The 17,931-nt window shown below is 69.8% G+C and carries 9 protein-coding genes; 5 read left to right on the forward strand and 4 right to left on the reverse strand.

Annotated elements, in window-relative coordinates:
- The first annotated feature begins 7 nt into the window (after positions 1 to 7).
- From ACN6LD_RS12715 to ACN6LD_RS12725, 3 genes are all read left to right on the forward strand, one after another.
- Positions 8 to 1,282 (forward strand): multidrug effflux MFS transporter, encoded by a 1,275-nt coding sequence (locus ACN6LD_RS12715; RefSeq protein WP_445043184.1) that lies wholly within the window; start codon positions 8 to 10, stop codon positions 1,280 to 1,282.
- Positions 1,243 to 2,403 carry a serine hydrolase domain-containing protein gene (locus ACN6LD_RS12720; RefSeq protein WP_445043185.1) on the forward strand — a complete coding sequence of 387 codons (1,161 nt, stop codon included), beginning with the start codon at positions 1,243 to 1,245 and terminating at the stop codon, positions 2,401 to 2,403. The genes ACN6LD_RS12715 and ACN6LD_RS12720 overlap by 40 nt, the downstream gene beginning before the upstream one ends.
- 151 nt (positions 2,404 to 2,554) lie before the next feature.
- Positions 2,555 to 3,544, forward strand: a complete 990-nt coding sequence (locus tag ACN6LD_RS12725) for a small ribosomal subunit Rsm22 family protein (protein ID WP_445043186.1) — start codon at positions 2,555 to 2,557, stop codon at positions 3,542 to 3,544.
- A gap of 148 nt (positions 3,545 to 3,692) precedes the next feature.
- Here ACN6LD_RS12725 and ACN6LD_RS12730 read toward each other — a convergent pair whose 3' ends face one another.
- From ACN6LD_RS12730 to ACN6LD_RS12745, 4 genes are all read right to left on the reverse strand, one after another.
- Positions 3,693 to 4,472: a hypothetical protein gene (locus ACN6LD_RS12730; RefSeq protein ID WP_445043187.1), complete on the reverse strand. Its 780-nt coding sequence runs from the start codon at positions 4,470 to 4,472 to the stop codon at positions 3,693 to 3,695.
- Positions 4,473 to 4,684: 212 nt separating this feature from the next.
- Positions 4,685 to 4,918 (reverse strand): DUF2283 domain-containing protein, encoded by a 234-nt coding sequence (locus ACN6LD_RS12735; RefSeq protein ID WP_319191290.1) that lies wholly within the window; start codon positions 4,916 to 4,918, stop codon positions 4,685 to 4,687.
- 501 nt (positions 4,919 to 5,419) lie between these two features.
- Positions 5,420 to 5,788, reverse strand: coding sequence for a hypothetical protein (locus ACN6LD_RS12740; protein WP_319191291.1), 369 nt, complete (start codon positions 5,786 to 5,788; stop codon positions 5,420 to 5,422).
- Positions 5,789 to 5,790: 2 nt separating this feature from the next.
- The gene (locus tag ACN6LD_RS12745) at positions 5,791 to 13,095 is read right to left on the reverse strand and encodes a ricin-type beta-trefoil lectin domain protein (protein ID WP_445043221.1); all 7,305 of its coding nucleotides are present in this window, start codon (positions 13,093 to 13,095) and stop codon (positions 5,791 to 5,793) included.
- A gap of 575 nt (positions 13,096 to 13,670) precedes the next feature.
- Here ACN6LD_RS12745 and ACN6LD_RS12750 point away from each other — a divergent pair.
- Entirely contained in the window at positions 13,671 to 16,850 is a 3,180-nt protein-coding gene (locus tag ACN6LD_RS12750; protein ID WP_445043188.1) for a DNRLRE domain-containing protein, read from the forward strand.
- A gap of 191 nt (positions 16,851 to 17,041) precedes the next feature.
- Positions 17,042 to 17,800, forward strand: coding sequence for an SDR family oxidoreductase (locus ACN6LD_RS12755; RefSeq protein ID WP_319191295.1), 759 nt, complete (start codon positions 17,042 to 17,044; stop codon positions 17,798 to 17,800).
- The last annotated feature ends 131 nt before the right edge of the window (positions 17,801 to 17,931 follow it).

Genomic DNA, 17,931 nt, shown 5'->3' on the forward strand with positions numbered 1-17,931 from the left:
CGACCGTATGCCGGAGGGTGGGGCCCTGCACCGGGCGCCGGACACGGCCGTCGCGCCGTCGGTGCGGGAGCGACGCCGGACCGGACTGCTCGTCACTCTCGTCCTCGGCGGTCTGACGGCCACTCCGCCGCTGTCGATGGACATGTACCTCCCGGCGCTGCCGGGGGTCACCCGCTCGCTGCACGCGTCCGCCTCGACCGTGCAGCTCACGCTGACGGCGTGCCTGGCCGGCATGGCGCTGGGGCAGCTGGTGGTGGGGCCGATGAGCGACCGGTGGGGGCGCCGGCGTCCGCTGCTCGCGGGGCTCACGGTGTACGTCGTGGCGACCGTGCTGTGCGCGCTGGCGCCGACGGTGGAGGCGCTGGTCGGGTTCCGGCTGGTGCAGGGGCTCGCGGGCGCGGCCGGGATCGTGATCGCGCGGGCCGTGGTGCGTGATCTGTACGACGGCGTGGCGATGGCCCGCTTCTTCTCCACCCTGATGCTGATCTCCGGGGTCGCCCCGGTGGTGGCCCCGCTGATCGGCGCGCAGATCCTGCGGGGCACGGACTGGCGGGGGGTGTTCGTGCTGCTCGCGGCGGTGGGGCTGCTGCTGGCCGCGGTGGTGTGGACCAGGCTGCCGGAGACGCTGCCCGCCGCCGAGCGGCACGTGGGCGGGGTCGGCGAGGCGCTGCGGTCGATGCGCCGGCTCCTGTCCGACCCGCCCTTCACGGGCTACCTCCTCACCGGCGGTTTCACCTTCGCCGCGCTGTTCGCCTACATCTCCGCCTCGCCCTTCGTGATCCAGGAGATCTACGGCGCCTCCCCGCAGACGTTCGGTCTGCTGTTCGGCGCGAACTCGGTCGGGCTGGTGCTGATCGGCCAGGTCAACGGCAAGCTGCTGGTGGGCCGCGTGCGGCTGGACCGGGTGCTGGCCGTCGGGCTGGCGACGGTGACGGTGGCCGCGGCCGCCCTGCTGCTCCTGACGACCGGTGTCTTCGGCGAGGTCGGGCTGGCCCCGGTGGCCGTCGCGCTGTTCGTGCTGATGTCCGCGATGGGCGTCACCCTGCCGAACGCCCAGACGCTCGCCCTGCTGCGCGTGCGGCACTCCGCCGGTTCCGCCTCGGCGCTGCTGGGCACGTCGTCCTTCCTCATAGGCGCGATCGCCTCCCCGCTCGTCGGCATCGCCGGCGAGCACACCGCCGTCCCGATGGCCGTCGTCCAGTTGACGGCCGTGCTGGTGGCGGCGGCCTGTTTCACGGCGTTGTGCCGTCCCTGGCATGCACGAGCGGAGGAGGAGAGCTGAGCACACCGAGACTGCGCGTCGACACACCGGAACGGGCCGGCCTCGACCCCGAGGGGACACGGCTGCTCGTCCGCGACGTCGTGGACCTCACCGCCGGGGACCACCCGTGGGCGCCGGGCGCCGTGGTGGTCGCCGGGCGCGGCCCGGTGGTCGCGGTGCGGGAGGCCGCGGGCTGGGCGGTGCGGTACTCGGCGTACGATCCGGCCGCCGACGCGGGCGTGGAGCTGCCCGCCGGGGAGCGGGTGCCGATGACCGTGGACACGCCCTTCGACCTGGCGTCCCTCACCAAGCTGTTCACGGCGGTCGCGGCGGTACAGCAGATCGAGCGCGGCACCCTCGGCATCGACGCGCTCGTCGGCGCCTATCTGCCGGACTTCCGCGGTGCAGCCGAGCACGGTGTCACCGTCCGCCAGCTGCTCACCCACACCTCCGGGCTGCGGCCCGAACTGCCCTTGTACGACTGCGCCGGCGACGCGGAGCGGATGGCGCTGCTGCGCGCGGAGGCTCCGGCCGGCGAGCCCGGCGAGTACCTGTACTCCGACCTGAACATGCTGCTGCTCCAGCAGCTCCTGGAGCGGCTGACCGGCCGCACGCTCGACGTCCTCGTGCAGGAGGGGATCACCCGTCCGCTGGGGATGACGGCCACCGGGTTCGGCCCCCGCCCCGGCGCGGCGGCCACCGAGGACCAGCGACGGCCGTGGGCGAAGGCGGACCGGGGGATGCTGCGGGGCGTGGTGCACGACGAGAACGCGTGGGCGCTGGGCGGGGTGGCCGGTCACGCGGGGCTGTTCTCCACCGGCGACGACCTGGCGGTGTTCTGCCGGACGCTGCTCGCGGGCGGCTCGTACGGCACCGCCCGCATCCTCGGCCCCGACTTCGTGGAGCTGCTGCTGACGCCGCCGGGGCTGGGGTTCGCGGTGGACCAGCCGTGGTTCATGGGAGAGCTGGCGGGCGACGGCGCGGCCGGGCACACCGGGTTCACAGGGACGTCGCTGGTGCTGGACCCGGCGACGGACACGTTCGTGGTGCTGCTGGCGAACACGGTGCACCCGGTGCGCCGGACGCCGGACAGCTCGCCGCGGGCGCTGGCGGGGACGCGGATGGCGATGGCGGTGCGGTAGAGGTGCCTCGGGCATGCTGTACGGCGCCGGGCCGGGCAATGTCAGCCTGTCCGGCGCTTGAGGACGAGGCCCTTTCAGGGCCGAAGCGGGGGTCCGGGGGCGGCAGCCCCCGAAGAGGGCGGCACCAGCACCGGTGCCCCATAATCGCCGGGTGAACGTCTCCGCCCCCGCCGCCGAAACCCTCCGCACCGCCCTCGCGGAGCTCCTCGACGGGCTGCCGCCCCGGCAGGCCGCGCAGGCCGTCGACCGCCTCATCGCCAGCTACCGGGGCGCCACCCCCACCGACGCGCCGATCCTGCGCGACCGCGCGGACGTGGCGGCCTACGCCGCGTACCGGATGCCGGCGACCTTCGAGGCGGTGTGCTCGGCGCTGGAGGCGTTCGCGGACGCGGTCCCGAGGTGGACGCCGGGCAGCCATGTGGACGTCGGCGGCGGCACCGGCGCCGCGACCTGGGCGGTGAGCGCGGTCTGGGACGGCACGCGCCCGGTGACCGTCCTCGACTGGGCTGAGCCCGCACTGGCCCTCGGCCGTGAGATCGCCGCCGCCAACCCGGCGCTGGCGGAAGCCCGTTGGCAGCGCGCCCGGATCGGCTCGGCGCTCGCCCTGGACCCGGCGGACCTGGTCACCGTCTCCTACGTCCTCAACGAGCTGCCCGCCGCCGACCGCGCCACCCTCGTGGACGCCGCCGCGTCGGCCGCGCAGGCCGTGGTGATCGTCGAACCGGGCACCCCCGACGGCTACGCCCGCGTGATCGAGGCCCGCGACCGGCTGATCGGCGCCGGTTTCCGGGTGGCCGCCCCCTGCCCGCACAGCGCGGCCTGCCCGATCGTCCCCGGCACGGACTGGTGCCACTTCTCGGCCCGGGTCAGCCGCTCCTCCCTGCACCGCCAGGTCAAGGGCGGCTCCCTCCCCTACGAGGACGAGAAGTTCAGCTACGTCGCCGCCGCCCGCTTCCCCGTCTCCCCCGCCCCCTCCCGTGTCGTCCGCCGCCCCCAGATCCGCAAGGGCCAGGTCCTCCTCGACCTGTGCGAGCCCGAGGAGCGGCTGAGCCGCACGACGGTGACGAAGCGGCACGGGGACCTCTACCGGGCCGCCCGGGACGCCGACTGGGGGGACGCCTGGCCGCCGGCCGGCGACTGACCCGGCTGGGAGTCCTGAACCCCCTACTCGAAGAAGGACCCCGTTCTCAGCCTCTCGTAGGCGGGTTCGGCTCTCGCCCATCAGGCATCCAAGTCGGCCGCCGTCGAGGGAACTTGAGAGGTTCCGCCGGCTCACTGATCATTCGGCCTCAACCCGGAAAGTCTTCGCCGAACACCGCCGGTGGAAGTCGCGGCACCTCGGCAAGCCCTGCGCACTCGAGCCAACGGGCAATCTCCCTGCCGTGGCCCCCGGACCTGGTCGCGTGCGCGACGTTCGCACTTGCGTCAGGGTTTTCCTCGCCATTGCGGCAGGCCAAGTGCAGCGGCCAGACAGGGAACGCGCCGGGGCCGTTGTCGAACGGCGTCCAGTTCCACGGTGCACGATATTTCCACATGCGCCCCTCACTGTCAGCCACTTCATCACCGTCCTCCAGAAAAGCATACGGACGGCAGATCAATTGTGACTCGATCGGCTCTTCCCCGTCGGGATCCAGAGTGAACCCGATTTCTTCCATGTCCGGAAAAATCTTCACGCCGTGAGCGACGAGAGAAACGTACGCATTCGGACGGGGGAACCAGCCAACGTCCAGAGGTTCTGAGAATTGGGCCACGTGAACCACGTAGGCGACCGTGTCCGGGATTCCGACTTCACACACCCCTCCCCGATGAAGCGAACTGGGAGGCGTAGTCACCTGGAACGGCTCATCGCTCCAGTCCCGAGCGTCAGGAGCGAGAGGAATGGCCCGCAACCCGTTCCACTGCATCATCGATTCCGGGTCGATCTGGTTCCAAGGCCATCGAACGGAGACGTACTGAGCAGAGATATCCGCCACCACAGCCTCACGGGAAGGGCACGTGATCAGTACGACATCCCCGGTACGGGCACTCGCCAGTGCATCAGCACCGCCAGGGGTGGATTCCTTGCCCATGAAGCCGTTCCTTCTCACTGATCGATGAACGCCTTGCGCGTATTCATTACTGGATCGCAGCCCCCGCCGCAACCGCCCGCAATCTGACGACCTGATCAGGGGCATGTGTTCCGGAGCACCGGTAGATCCCATCCGGGGCAGGTGATCAGGGTCGCGAAAGAGGCTCCGAGCGGTGTACCGCTCGGAGCCCCTTCGAGTGTCTGCAAGCGGTGTCAGGTGTCCAGTCGCTCAGCGCTGTCGAGCAGGTGGCGGGAGAGCTTGGAGACTGCGCCCAGCACCTCGACGCCCAAAAGGCGTCCCTCGTCGTCGAAGTCGAGGTTGATCATGCCCGCTTCGACGGGATCACACAGGTACGTGCGCGCCACCTGCGAATGAGCCTGCGGATCGCCGAGGTACACGTAGGCCGCATCCGCCTTCGCGTCAAAGGTGACTTTCAAATCCGTCATCTGTGACCGCCTCCCTGAATACGTGCAATGTAGTCCCTCCCGACGTTGGCTATCACCGTATTGATGTTTCCATCGATGGTTTTGGCGATGAACACCTTGGACGCGGGATCGCAGTAGCCAATCTTGTGCTGGCCCTCGTGGCTGTAGGAGAAGGGCGTCCGAGCGAGAACCTAGCGTGGTGTCGCCGGTCTTGACCTTCTCGATCGGCTTGGTGGCGCCCTCGGCCATGAGGATCTTGGTGCCGGGAACGAAACTGCTGCACGTCCCGCCGCTCTCGCCTCCACCGGAACCGCCTTCGGCCCTGCCCGAGCCGCCGCTGCCGCTGGAGCCGCCGTTGCTCTTGGAGGAGCCGCCGGGCTTGGAGCCTCAGCCGCCGCTGCTGCAAGGCAGCCGGGGACACGGCCTGGGGAGACGCCCGGCCGCCCGACCGGGGGCTGAGTCCGCGCACAACGGGCGCTGCCCACCGGAATTGATCCGATGGGCAGCGCTGTACTCAGACGGCTAGGCGTCCTGGGGCCCCTGCTCGAAGAAGGACCCCGTTCTCAGCCTCTCGTAGGCGGGTTCGGCTCTCGCCATCCAGGCATCGACGTCAGCCGCCATCGAGGGGAACTTCTCCTTGAGAGGTTCCGCCAGCTCACTGATCTCCTCCCACGAGTCGGCCAGGTACGTCTCGCTCTCCAGGCCGATCGCGACGGCCGCCCGGAACTGATCGTCCGACTTCAGCCACCGCCTCCCCACCTCGATGATCTGCGCCACGTCAGCGGCGTCGATGATCCACGACATGGAGAGCAGCTGCTCGGAGACGAACCCGGGAGTCACGTTCGCAGCCCGGTGCTCGACAAGGAAGTCCATGACGTCCTCGACCTTCACTGTCACAACCTTCGGTAGACGCGCCACTCATAGGGAGTCTGGATCGGATCGATGGCCCCGCCGTCGGCACGCCTCATCGTTCCGAACATGTGCTCAGGATGGATCCCGGTTCCGCGTTCGACCAGTTCGAAACCTGCTTCCCTGATGGCTTCCTCGCTGGCCTTTCTGAACTTGTTCGCCCTCGCGGCCGACACGATCAACGTCCCGCCTCTCTGCATGACGCGCGCGGTCTCCGCGTTCACCGGGTTGAACCCGTACGGGTTGACGGCATGAACGGTACTGAACGTTCCGTCGTCGAACGGCAGATTGGTGGCGTCGGCCTGCATGACGTCGGGGTGGCCCGGATTGAGGTCCACGTTGGTGGCGTCAGGCATCGGATTGTCGCCGGCGCCCAGATTGAGCGTGCGATCCCCGTCCCCGCCGTCGGCCTTGCCCGAGCCGCCGCTGCCGCTGGAGCCGCCGTTGCTCTTGGAGGAGCCGCCGGCCGAGCCGCCGGGCTTGGAGCCGCCCGCCTTGGCTCCGCCGCCCTTTCCGCCGCCGCCGCCGTGGGACGAGACCTTCGGGGCTGCCTTGGACTGGGCCTGCTTCTGAACTCGGTTGCCGGTCTTCTTGGCTGCGGCCGCCGCTCTGTCGGCTGTTCGTTTGGCTGCTTCGGCGGCTTTCTTCTTCGCTCTCTGCGCCGCCAGTTTCTTGGCTCGCTCGATCGCGAGTTTCTTCGCTCTCAGCGCCGCGGCCTCGGCGGCCTTCGCCGCCTTCAGGACGAGCTCGGCGGCCTTCTTCGCCGCTCTGAACGACTCGATCGCCTTGATCGTGCGGTTGACCGCCTTGATGACGGACGGGATCTTGCCGAGCTTCGTCCACGGGATCGCGTCGACGGCGATGCTGACACAGGACCACATGTCACCGCCGAAGCACGCCATCGCGTCGTTGATGCCGATGAAGTCCTTCAGCGTCTCCCACGCCACGGCCAGGATCACCGAGGTCAGGGACTTGCCCATCATCGACTGGGCCTGGGCGACCTGCGCCGCCGACAGACCCGCGCCCGCCAGTGCCGCGGCCCGCTCGGAGGCGGACAGCGAGATGGCCAGACCCGTCGGGTCGGACATCGTCACCGGGTTGTTGTGCGCGTAGGCATAGCCGTTGGACTGCAGGACGTCGTTGAGGTCCAGGACCGGGTCGGCGGACAGGAAGCGTCCGACCACCGGGTCGTAGAGGCGGGCGCCCAGCGGCTGGTAGCCGGAGGCGTCGTCCTCGGTGGCGCCGAGGAATCCGGCGTGGGTCTGCAGGTTGACGCCGGCCGTGCCGGCGCCGCGCTGGTTGCCGAACGGGTCCTGCTTGCGGATCCGCACGGGCATCTCGCCGCTCATGGCGATCTCGGCGTAGGTGCTGCCCTGGTGGTCGGTCGTCAGCGCGACCAGGTTCTCGGCGCCGTTGCCGTAGGCGTAGCGCATGACCGCTCCACCCGGGGCGGAGTAGGTGCGCTGGGTGTTGACCAGGACGCCGCCCTTCTGGACGGTGATCTCGGTCTCGCCCAGATGCAGCGTGGCCTGCTTGCCCTTGATCGTCAGCAGGCGGGCGCCGTCGGGGCCGTAGATGTGACGGGTGTCGTTCTGCGGCGTCCACTGCTGCTCGGCCTTGGCGGCGTCGCAGGCGGCCAGCACGATCGGGGTGGAGGTCGCCGAGTTCGCGCCCTGCACCGCCAGGCACAGGTTCGACGCGGCGTGGATGAGCTGGCCGGAGGCGTTCCGCTTGAGCTCCTGGGCGGCCGAGCCGTTGCACTTCTGCACCTGGACCGCGGACCCGGCCGTGTTGGCGGCCGGCTGAACGCACCAGTTGTCGTAGACGCCCAGCGTGCCCCGGTCGCGGTCGGTCTGTGTCGTGCCCGGGGTGGGGGTGAAGCGCCAGTTCTGTGCCTCTGACGCGTTGCAGGGGTACAGCTGGATCGCCGTCGCGGCGACCGCGACGCCGCCCTTGAGGTCGAGGCACTTGTCGGCGAGGCCCACGTACGGGGTCTTGCCGCCGGCGCCCTGGCCGGTGATGCGGTCGACCTGGCCGTCGTAGGTCCAGGACAGCGACTGCTTGTCGCCGTTCTCGACGGAGGTGACGGTCTTGGTCTCGCCGGTGAGCTCGTACAGACGCTCCGCCTCCGCCTTGACCTGTGCGCCGGCCGGCGTGGTGTAGGTCTTCGACACCTTGGTCAGCGTGTGCGGCTGGGTGCTGTCGGCCTTGCCGTAGGCGTAGGTGGTCGTGGCGTCCTTGGCGGCGGCGCCGGTGAGGTCCTTCTCGGTCAGCTTCTTGCGGTTGCCGAGCAGGTCGTACTCGTACTCCTGCCAGTAGCCGGAGTTGTCCTTGCCGGCGGCGACGTTGAGCGTGCCGTCGCTGTTCTTCGGCGCGGTGCAGGCGCTCTGGTCCTTGGAGGTCCAGGCCGACTTCAGCTGGCCCAGCGGGTCATAGGCGAAGCACTGCCGCTCCTCGATGCCGAGAGAGCCCTCCTTGACGGAGGTGACGTTGCCGGACGGGTCGTAGGTGTACGACCGGTCGGAGACCAGCCAGGGGTTGTTCGGGTTCTGGCCGACCAGGGAGGTGTCCCCGTGCTTCTCGCGGAAGACCGACTGCTGCTTGAGCTCGCCGCTGGACTCGTCGAACGTGTTCTGCGTCCAGACCCGGTAGGGCTGGGCGCCCAGCGTGGAGCGCAGCACCTGGCCGTAGGGGTCGTAGACCGTCTCCGAGCCGTACCAGTCCTTGCCGGAGATGGAGAGCGGCTTGCCGTCCTTGTTGTAGCGGACGACGAGCTTCTCCTCGGCGAACCTGCCGGCCTTCGGCAGCGTCGACTCCTCCAGCACTCCGTCGTCGCTGTACTTGTAGGAGTACTTGTAGGAGGTGTCCAGGCCCCAGGTGTCCTTGACGGACTGCGGCAGGGTCAGGGTGGTCGAGGTCGGCTGGTAGTCCTTGCCGTAGCCGTCGACCTGCTGGGTGTACGCCTCGTCGTCGGTGTAGCGGGTCGCGGTGAAGGGCATGCCCTTGCCGCCGGGCGCCAGGTCGTAGGTGAAGCCGGCCAGGAGCGGGCCGTCCGCGGTGTTCAGGTGCTGTTCGGTGGGCCGGGACAGCAGGTCGTAGTCGTTCCAGACGTCGATGCCGCGGGCGTTCTTGGTGTGGAGCACGCGGTCGTACTTGTCGTACCACGTCGACGTGGTGCCCGTGTCGGGGTCGGTGGCGGTCGTCTGACGGCCGCGGTTGTCGTAGGTCCACGTCCACGGGTGCGTGCTGTCGACGGTCTGGTACGCCATCACCATCTGGCCGCGCGTGTCGTAGTCGTACTTCATCGACGTGAAGCCGCCGGGCGCGTCCGGGTTGAACGTGTCCACCCGCTTGGTGCGGCCGAGGGCGTCGGTGTAGACGCGGTAGTCGGAGGTGCCCTGCGGGTTGTCGACCTTGGACCAGTCCAGGCCGTACTCGTAGCGGGTGGCCCGCGCCGGGACCGGCTCCGACTTGGACTCGCCGGTCAGCGGGTCCGCGACCTTGAGGACCGGCATCTCCTCCAGCACACGGCCGGAACCGTCGTAGGAGTAGCGCGTGATGTTCGGGACGGCCGTGTCGCTGACCGGGGTGAACAGCTCGCCCGGCTTGGCCTCGTGGGTCAGGTACGCGTTGTTGGTCTGCCACACCTCACCGGAGCTGTTGTACAGCGTGTCGGTGATGAGGTGGCCGCCGCCGTCCGCCTCCTCCTGCGTCTGGCGCTCGCGGCCGAGGCCGTCGTAGAGGGTGACGGAGGTCTCGATGCGGTCGTCGAAGCCGCGCGAGAAGGTGGTGACGTACGAGGGCTTGCGGTCCTCGTCCTTCTTGTACTCCGGGATCGTGTAGACGGCCCGGAAGTCCGGCACGGCCGAGTCGGAGGGCACCCGGTCCGCCGCCCAGGCCTTCAGGAGCCGGCCCAGCGGGTCGAACTCGGCCTGCGTCACGTGATTGTTGGCGTCGGTCGTCTTCAGGGTCGTGCCGCGGCCCGGTTCGACGTCACGCGTCTCGGTGTGGCCGACGGCGTTGGACTGGACGACCTGGAAGACCTGTCCGAAGTCCGGCTTGTAGGTGAGGGTGCCGGCGGTCTTGTAGTCGCGGTCGGTCATCCGGGTGACCCGGCCTACGTCGTCGAACTCCGTGGTGCCGTTGGTCTGCCAGCCGGTTCCGGCGCCGTTGAGCGACCAGGACTCGCTGGCCTCGCCGAGGGCGCCGGAGCTCAGGGCGGCGCCGTAGGCCTGCCCGTCGTAGGCGGTCCGGGTGCCGCCGGTGAGCGTGGACAGGTCGGCGAAGTCGGCGGCCGCGCAGGTGGTCGGGGAGACCAGGACCTGCTTGGACAGGCCGATGAGGTTCTTGGCGGTCTGGTGGACGTACTCGGACCTGGTGCAGGACTCGTCACCGGTCTTGCCGGTGTCGCCGAGCGACTCCACCAGGGTGGGCAGACCGTACGTCGGCTCGTAGGTGGTGTTCGTCCTGACGACCCGCTCGGTGCGGGTGTCGTCGCTGTTGGTGCCGGAGGACTTGGTGTACGCGATCTCGGTGGGCTCGGTGACGCGCCAGGCGTACAGCGGGTCCAGGCCGTCGTCGCGGTTGCGGTGGGCCAGTTCGGTGGCGACCGGAACGGTGACGCTGCGCGAGACCCAGTCGGTGTCGGCGGCGTTCGCCTCGTCGTAGTCGAGTTCCTCGGCGATGCGGCCGGCGAACGCCTCACGGTCCTTGGCGATCTCGACCCCGGCGATGTCCTTCATCGACACGGTGTCGCCCATGCCGCGGAAGTAGCGGGTGACGGCCTTGGAGCGCTTGGAGTTGATGTCGGGGTTGTCCGCGCCCGTGATCACCGTGGTCTGCTCGACCCCGGCGAACTGCGAGTACGTGCGAGTGGACTTCTTGGTGAACTCGCCGTCGGCGAGCTTCCAGCCCGGGTTCTTGTACTCGTACGCCGTCTTCGTCGCGAACGCGCCGTCGACGTTGGGCAGCTCCTCGATGGAGTCCACCACGTACTTGTGGAACCAGTCGATGTCCTCGACCTCCGGGTCCGGAGACCAGAAGCTCGGGTAGCACAGCCGGGTGTTGGCCTTCAGGCCCGCCTTGTCCGTCTTGCCCGGCAGGCCCGTGCCGGTGGCGCAGTCGCCCGCGGCCGGCTTGTAGGTGACGACGGTCTCGCCGCCGTACTCGTTGATGACACGCCCGATCCGAGGCCGCGAGAACCCCGGACGCGGGTCGTTCGGACGCATCACCCGGTTCGGCATGTCCTCGGCGTTGGACTCGAAGCGCACCGCGTTGAGGGCGGCGCTCCTGCCGTCGCGGTCGTAGCCGGTGCGCCGGACGGACTCCAGCCACAGAGCGGTGTTCGGGCTCGGACCGGCCTTGAAGACCGGGAAGTTCTGCGTGAGGGCGTGCTTGTCCACCAGCTGACGCGCGGTGGTCGACGTCTTGCGCTGCGCCTCGGTGGTGATCTCCGTCAGACGCTTACGGCTCCAGAACGACGGACCCGCGTTCCAGCACTTCGTCTTGTACGTCGTGGTGACCTGCTTGCAGTTCAGGTCGGCCGGAGTGTCGTACCAGATGCGGTACTTGCCCGGGTCCTTGTCCTCGAAGTTCGCGTCCGAGCACGCCAGACCCCCCTCGGGCAGGCAGCGCTCCTCGACCTTGAACCGGACGGAGGCCGGAGCGGTCGCCGAGAACAAGGTGCCGGCGCGCTGACCGTAGTCGATGTGGTCCAGCCAGCCGTCGCGGTCGTAGGCCACCGGCTTCTTGAAGTCGAAGTTGCGCGCGTAGTAGTTCTGCGCCTTCTGCCACCACAACGACATCGCGTTGCCGTGGACGTCCTCGACGTAGTCCAGGTTCCAGCGCCAGCCCTGCGTGCAGGCCGACGCCTTCCAGTCGCCCGCCTTGTAGCAGTCCTCGCCGTCGTGGTTGCCGTACACCGGCACCGTCAGCGTCGAGTTCGTCACCGACTGACCCGAGCTCCAGCCCGGCAGCCTGTTCCTGCCGAAGTGGTACTTCGTCCCGTCACGCGTCGTGACGATCCAGTACTCGCCGTTGTACGCGCGGTTGCCCGACGAATCGTCCTGCACCCGCTGGATCCGCGAACCGTCCCCGTTGGCCGTCAGCCAGGTGCCCCGGTCCTTGTCCCAGACCAGCTCGGTCGTCATCCCGCCGAGCGACAGCGTCGCGTTGTCCGAGCCCCAGCACAGATCCGCGGTGCGGTGCGTCTTGTTGTTGGAGCCCTCCTTCTTGGAGTCCTCACGGCAGTTGGCGTACGTCCGGGTGATCGAACCCGGGTTGTAGTCCCAGCCGTCGCCGATCCAGGAAGCCTGGTTGTTCGTCGCCGACGTGCGCCCGTCGACCGACTGCGACGAGTAGCCCAGCGACACCTTCGGCATCAGACCGCCGGCGGTCTCCGGCACCTGCACGTCATAGGAGTACGTGAACGCACCCGACGACGAGCCCGCCGCCCACGCCCCGGACGACAGCAGCGGCGAGGCGGTGAAGTCGCCGGAGGCCGAGGCCCCGGTGTCCATCGCACCGACCACCTGCGGACCGGAGGCGTCCACCGCCGGCAGCGCGTCGCCGGCGCGGAACGACGCCGTGCGCGCCGAGGCCCCGGACGTCGTCGAGCCGGCGTTCCCGCCCAGCAGACCCGAGACCGGAACCGAGCCGCTGAGAACCTTGCGGGTCGCGGACTTCTTCGCCGCGGTCGTCCTGGTCGGCGCCTCCTTGGCGGGGACGACCTCGACCGAGCTGCGCAGCCGCTGGGGCTGCTTCTCCGTCGTGCCCGACATCGTCGTCACACCGGCGTCCGGAGCGCAGTCACCTGTGTCCGGCGCGTCCATGACGCAGCTCGGCAGCAGCACCAGACCGAAGCGCTCGGCGGCCTGCGGGCCGTAGAGGTCGGCGAAGCCGGTCGTGTCGACGTCGATCGCGATCTGCGCGGCCGGATCGACATCGGCCGGTGGCGTGATCTTCATGATCATGCCGGACACGTTCGCGTCCTGCGACGCGCTCGGCGCTGCCAGGTCGACCTTCCACGTGCCGTCGAGCGCGGCCGGATCGCCGCCCTCGGGCACGCCCAACGCGATCGGCAGATCCTCGACGGGAACCGTCGTGCCGGGCGCGGTGTCCGCCTTCAGCGTCGCGACGCCCGTGTCCCCCGCCCACGGCGTCACCGCGGTCGGCGCATACGGGTCGATGGGGATCTCGGGCGCGGTGGTGAGGTTCTTCTCCGCCTCCTCGTCCGCCGGCAGCGCCGTGCTCTCCGGCAGCTCGGGAAGCTTGACCTCCTCACGCGTCATGCCGGGGCCCGGTATCGCCCACGCCTGCGCGCTCAGACTGCTGACCAGCAAGGCAGAGGACAAAAGAAGGACGGTCGCCACACGGCTCTGCCGGCGGCGCCGTCGTTGTGACTCCGTCCTGACCGGGCGAGACCGCCCCAGCCACGACGGCGGACTTTTAGCACGCATACGCGTCGACCCCACCAAAGCATGCAAAAAAAACGACAGAGGAGTCCCAAACCTTCTGTCATGCCCCCCGCATCATTCAAGATCCGTCACCGGGGGCTCCCGGAGCGTGATGTGATCCGCCTCACGGGACGAGAGTTGACTGATCGTCACCTAAAGGGATAAGTCGGCAAGATCGCGATTACCCGCACCTTTGACCGCACTTTCGGTGATCGAAAGCCGCAAATGGTTGCACGGTCAAGTGCCGGTCAAGCACTCACCATCACATCATCACGACTTCATAAAATCCTTATACGTGGATTTGCTGCGCGGTTCGTGTGAGGGTGTGCGCGCCCATGCCCCGCGGCCAGCCGACCGGGGCTGTTTGTGCTGTCCCTATCCGCCTGGTCCACACGGGAGTAGACGCCGCCGTGTCCGCGCCGCCTCGTTTCCTCAGCCCCTTCGTGCGCACGCGCACCAGGCTGGCTCTCACCCTCGGCCTCGTACTGGCCGCTCTCACCGCCGCGCTGTTGCCGTGGTGGCACCCTGACGATCCCTCACCGCCTGATGCCCGCAAGGCGTCCGACGCCCGGCAGGCCGGCCTCGGCCCGCGCGACGAGAGCGCCGCCCAGGCCGAGGCCCGGCGCACCCGCAAGCCGGTCCTCGTCGACACCGCCACCACCGCCACCTCCCAGACCTGGGCGCAGCCGGACGGCCGGCTGCGCATGAAGATCACCGCCACGGCGACACGGGCGAAGACCGCGAACGGCACATGGGCGGCGATCGACAACCGGCTGCGGCGGGTGCAGAACGCCTCCCATGGCCTGGGCGTCCAGCCGGTCAACCCCGCCCAGCCGGTCCGCTTCTCCAGCGGCGCCCCCGGCAAGGGCGCCGACCGCGCCGACCGCTCCTTCGCGCGCTCGCCGCTGACCGACGGCCCGCAGGCGCAGGAGACGGTGCTGGCCGAGGTGGACGTCGCCGGGCACACCGTCGCCTACACCTGGCCCGGTCCGCTGCCCGAGCCGGTGCTCGACGGTCCTCGCGCCCTGTACTCCGAGGTGCTGCCGGGCGTCGACCTGCTCCTGGTCGCCCGGGAAGAGGGCGGCTTCGCCCAGCTCCTGATCGTCAAGAACAAGGAGGCCGCGCAGAGCAAGGCGCTGGCCACCGTGGCCTACGGGCTGCGCTCGAAGACGGCCGTCTTCCGCCACGACGCGAGCGCCAGCCGCATCGCGGTGCAGGACGGCTCCGGCCAGGAGATCGGCTCCATCGCGACGCCGTTCGCCTGGGACTCCAGCGGCCGCGACCCCGAGCTCGACGCGGGACAAGGCACGCCGCGCACCTCGGTCGCCACGCCGGCCGACGTGCTGAAGCTGTCCGGCCTGAGCGGCGTCGAGCCCGGCGCGCACAGCGCCCCGATGCCCATGCAGCTCGCCGGCGACGGCACCGGCGCCGCCCGCCTCGACCTGCACGCCGCACAGACCGGCCTGTTCGCCGACCCGGACGTGAAGTACCCGGTGTTCGTCGACCCGCCGCTCAAGACCGGCTGGGCGGGGTGGACCGTGGCCTACAAGCCGTACCCCAACACCAGCTTCTGGAACGGCACCAACTTCTCCTCCGGCACCTCCGACGCCCGCGTCGGCCACGAGAACGACACCGGCGGCACCGCCCGCTCGTTCTGGCGGATGAAGTACGACGCCGGCCTCAAGGGCGCGGCCATCACCAGCGCCACCTTCAAGGTGCTCAACAACCACTCCTGGTCCTGCACCGACCGCGAGTTCCAGCTCTGGACGACCGGCGCGATCTCCTCCGGCACCACCTGGAACAAGCAGCCGAGCTGGTCCAGCGAGATCCAGCGCAAGTCCTTCGCACACGGCTGGTCCTCCAGCTCCTGCCCCGACGAATACGAAGCGTTCAACGTCAAGACCGCCGCCCAGAAGGCCGCCGACGGCGGCGCGTCGAGCCTCACCCTCGGCATGCGCGCCACCAGCGAGAGCGACACCCAGACCTGGCGCAAGTTCCAGGCGACCAGCGCCACCCTCGAAGTCGCCTACAACCGGCCGCCCGCCACCCCCTCCAGCGTCTCCAGCGTCCCCGGCGGCACCTGCAACACCACCACGGCCGGCGCCACCGTCGGCAAGACCAACCTGGTCCTGTCGGCGAAGTCCACCGACCCGGACGGAAACCTCAAGGGCCTGCGCTTCCGGTTCTGGAAGGACGGCGCGGCCACCCCGGCCGGCACCCTCGTCACCAGCCTGAGCAGCGGCAAGGGCAGCCTGACGATCGCCTCCAGCACCCTCGTCGACAAGGGCGTCTACCACTGGGACGTGCGCGCCGAGGACAGCAACTCCCCGACCGCGGTGTCCGCCTACTACCCGACCAGCGGCAACCGCTGCACCGTCACCGTCGACGGCTCCGGCCCGCCGCCGCCCACCGTGGACAGCGACACCTTCCCCGAGGCCACGCCCGACGCGCAGACCTGGGCGTCGGTCAAGTTCGGCACGACCGGGGCCGTCACCTTCACCTCCGAGGGCGCGTCCAAGTTCCGCTGGTCCGTCGAGGGCAACAACCCCGCCGACCTGCCCGCCACGGGCGGCACGGCGACCCTGCCCGCGTTCGCCCCGGCCCACGCCGGGCCCAACACCCTCCAGGTCTACGCCTACGACTCCACCGGCAACCCCAGCAAGCGCACCGACTACACCTTCTTCATGCCCCCGCGGGACAACGCCGACGGCCGGATGGACACCGGCGGCGACAACATCCCCGACCTGCTGATCGTCAACGCCGAGGGCAACCTGCGCACCTGCGTCGGCGGTGAGAACGGCGACCTGTACAACTGCCTCGCCGCCTCCTACGGCGCCGACAGGCAGCCGGACCCGCAGGGCCACTGGTTCGACCCGGCCACCGGCAAGGCTGCCCTGATCGCCCACTACCAGGACACCTACCCCGGCGACGGCTCGACCGACCTGTTCGCGGTCTCCCCCGCCGGCGACTTCTGGCTCTACCCCGGCGACGGCTACGGCAGCTTCGACGTCACCCGGCGCATCGACATCCGCCTGCCCGCGAACGCGCCCGCGCCCTCGACCTGGACCCAGATCAAGGCCGTCGGCGACATCACCGGCGACAAGCTGCCCGACCTCGTCCTGCGGTCCGGCGCCCAGTTCTGGACGCTCTCCGGCTACACCGGCGCCACCTTCCACACGGCCACCCTCATGAACTCCGACGCCTGGGCCCGCCGCGACATCGTCAACGTCGCCGACATCAGCGGCGACAACACGCCCGACCTGCTGTGGCGCAACCTCGACAACGGCACCATGTCCCTCCGCCACGGCAAGCCCGGCGCCGTCGCCGGCAGCGTCGACCTGGCGTCCCTCAAGGTGGCCGCCGATTCCGGCACCGGCAAGGACGAGCCGTACGGCACCAGTTGGACCGACGCCAACGTGCCCACCGCCATCGGTATCCCCGACGTCAACAAGGACGGCATCCCCGACATCTGGGCCCGCCTCGCCTCCGACGGCTACACCCGCATCTACAACCCCTCCCGCACCAACACCAACCCGGCCGTCAAGGTCGTCCTGGCAAACAACTGGAACACGGTCAAGGCCTTCGGCTGAGCGGTCCTCCGGTTGGACCGTCCTTCGGCTGGACCGTCCTTCGGCTGAGCCGTCCTCCGCCGGCCCCGACTCCCTCCGTACGGGGGAGCCGGGGCCGGGTCGTTTCCCGTGCTCACCCGCGGTGCAGGGCGCAGCCGTCGACGGGGGCGGTCCCCAGGGGCTTCCGGGCGTCTCCCGTACGCTGCGGGGCCATGGACGCGAAGAACACGAGGATCGCGGTGGTGACCGGCGCAGGCTCCGGCGTCGGGCGGGCGGTGGCCGGCGAACTGCTGCGCGCGGGCTGGTCGGTGGCGTTGGCGGGACGGCGCGTCGAAGCCCTGGAGGAGACCGCCGCGCTGACGCCGCAGGGCACGAGTCTCGCCGTACGGACGGACGTCTCGCGCCCGCGGGACGTGACAGACCTCTTCGCCGCCGTGCGCGAGCGGTTCGGGCGGCTGGACCTGCTGTTCAACAACGCGGGCACGTTCGGTCCGGGCGGTGTGCCGTTCGAGGACCTGCCCTACGACGCCTGGCGGCACGTCGTGGACACCAACCTCAACGGGGCGTTCCTGTGCGCGCAGGCGGCGTACCGGCAGATGAAGGAGCAGCGCCCGCAGGGCGGCCGCATCATCAACAACGGCTCGGTCTCGGCGCACACGCCGCGTCCGCTGTCCGCGCCGTACACGGCGACCAAGCACGCCCTCACCGGCCTGACCAAGTCCCTCTCGCTGGACGGCCGGGCTTACGGCATCGCCGTCGGACAGATCGACATCGGCAACGCGGCGACGGAGATGACGGCGCGGATGGGGACGGGCGCGTTGCAGGCGAACGGTGAGATCGCGCCCGAGCCGGTGATGGACGTCGCCGACGTGGCCCGCACGGTGCGGCACATGGCGGAGCTGCCGCTGGAGGCCAACGTGCAGTTCGCGACGGTGCTCGCGACGGCGATGCCCTACGTGGGACGGGGCTGAACGGCGTCCTGACGCCTCCCACGGATCGTCAACTCCTCAACCTGCACAATCGGAATTTCTCGGTCCGCACCATTGCGGCCGGTGGCGGACCTATGCTCAACTCTTCTGCACGGAAACTTCACACTTGGCAC

This window comes from Streptomyces sp. SAS_272 (assembly GCF_052543235.1).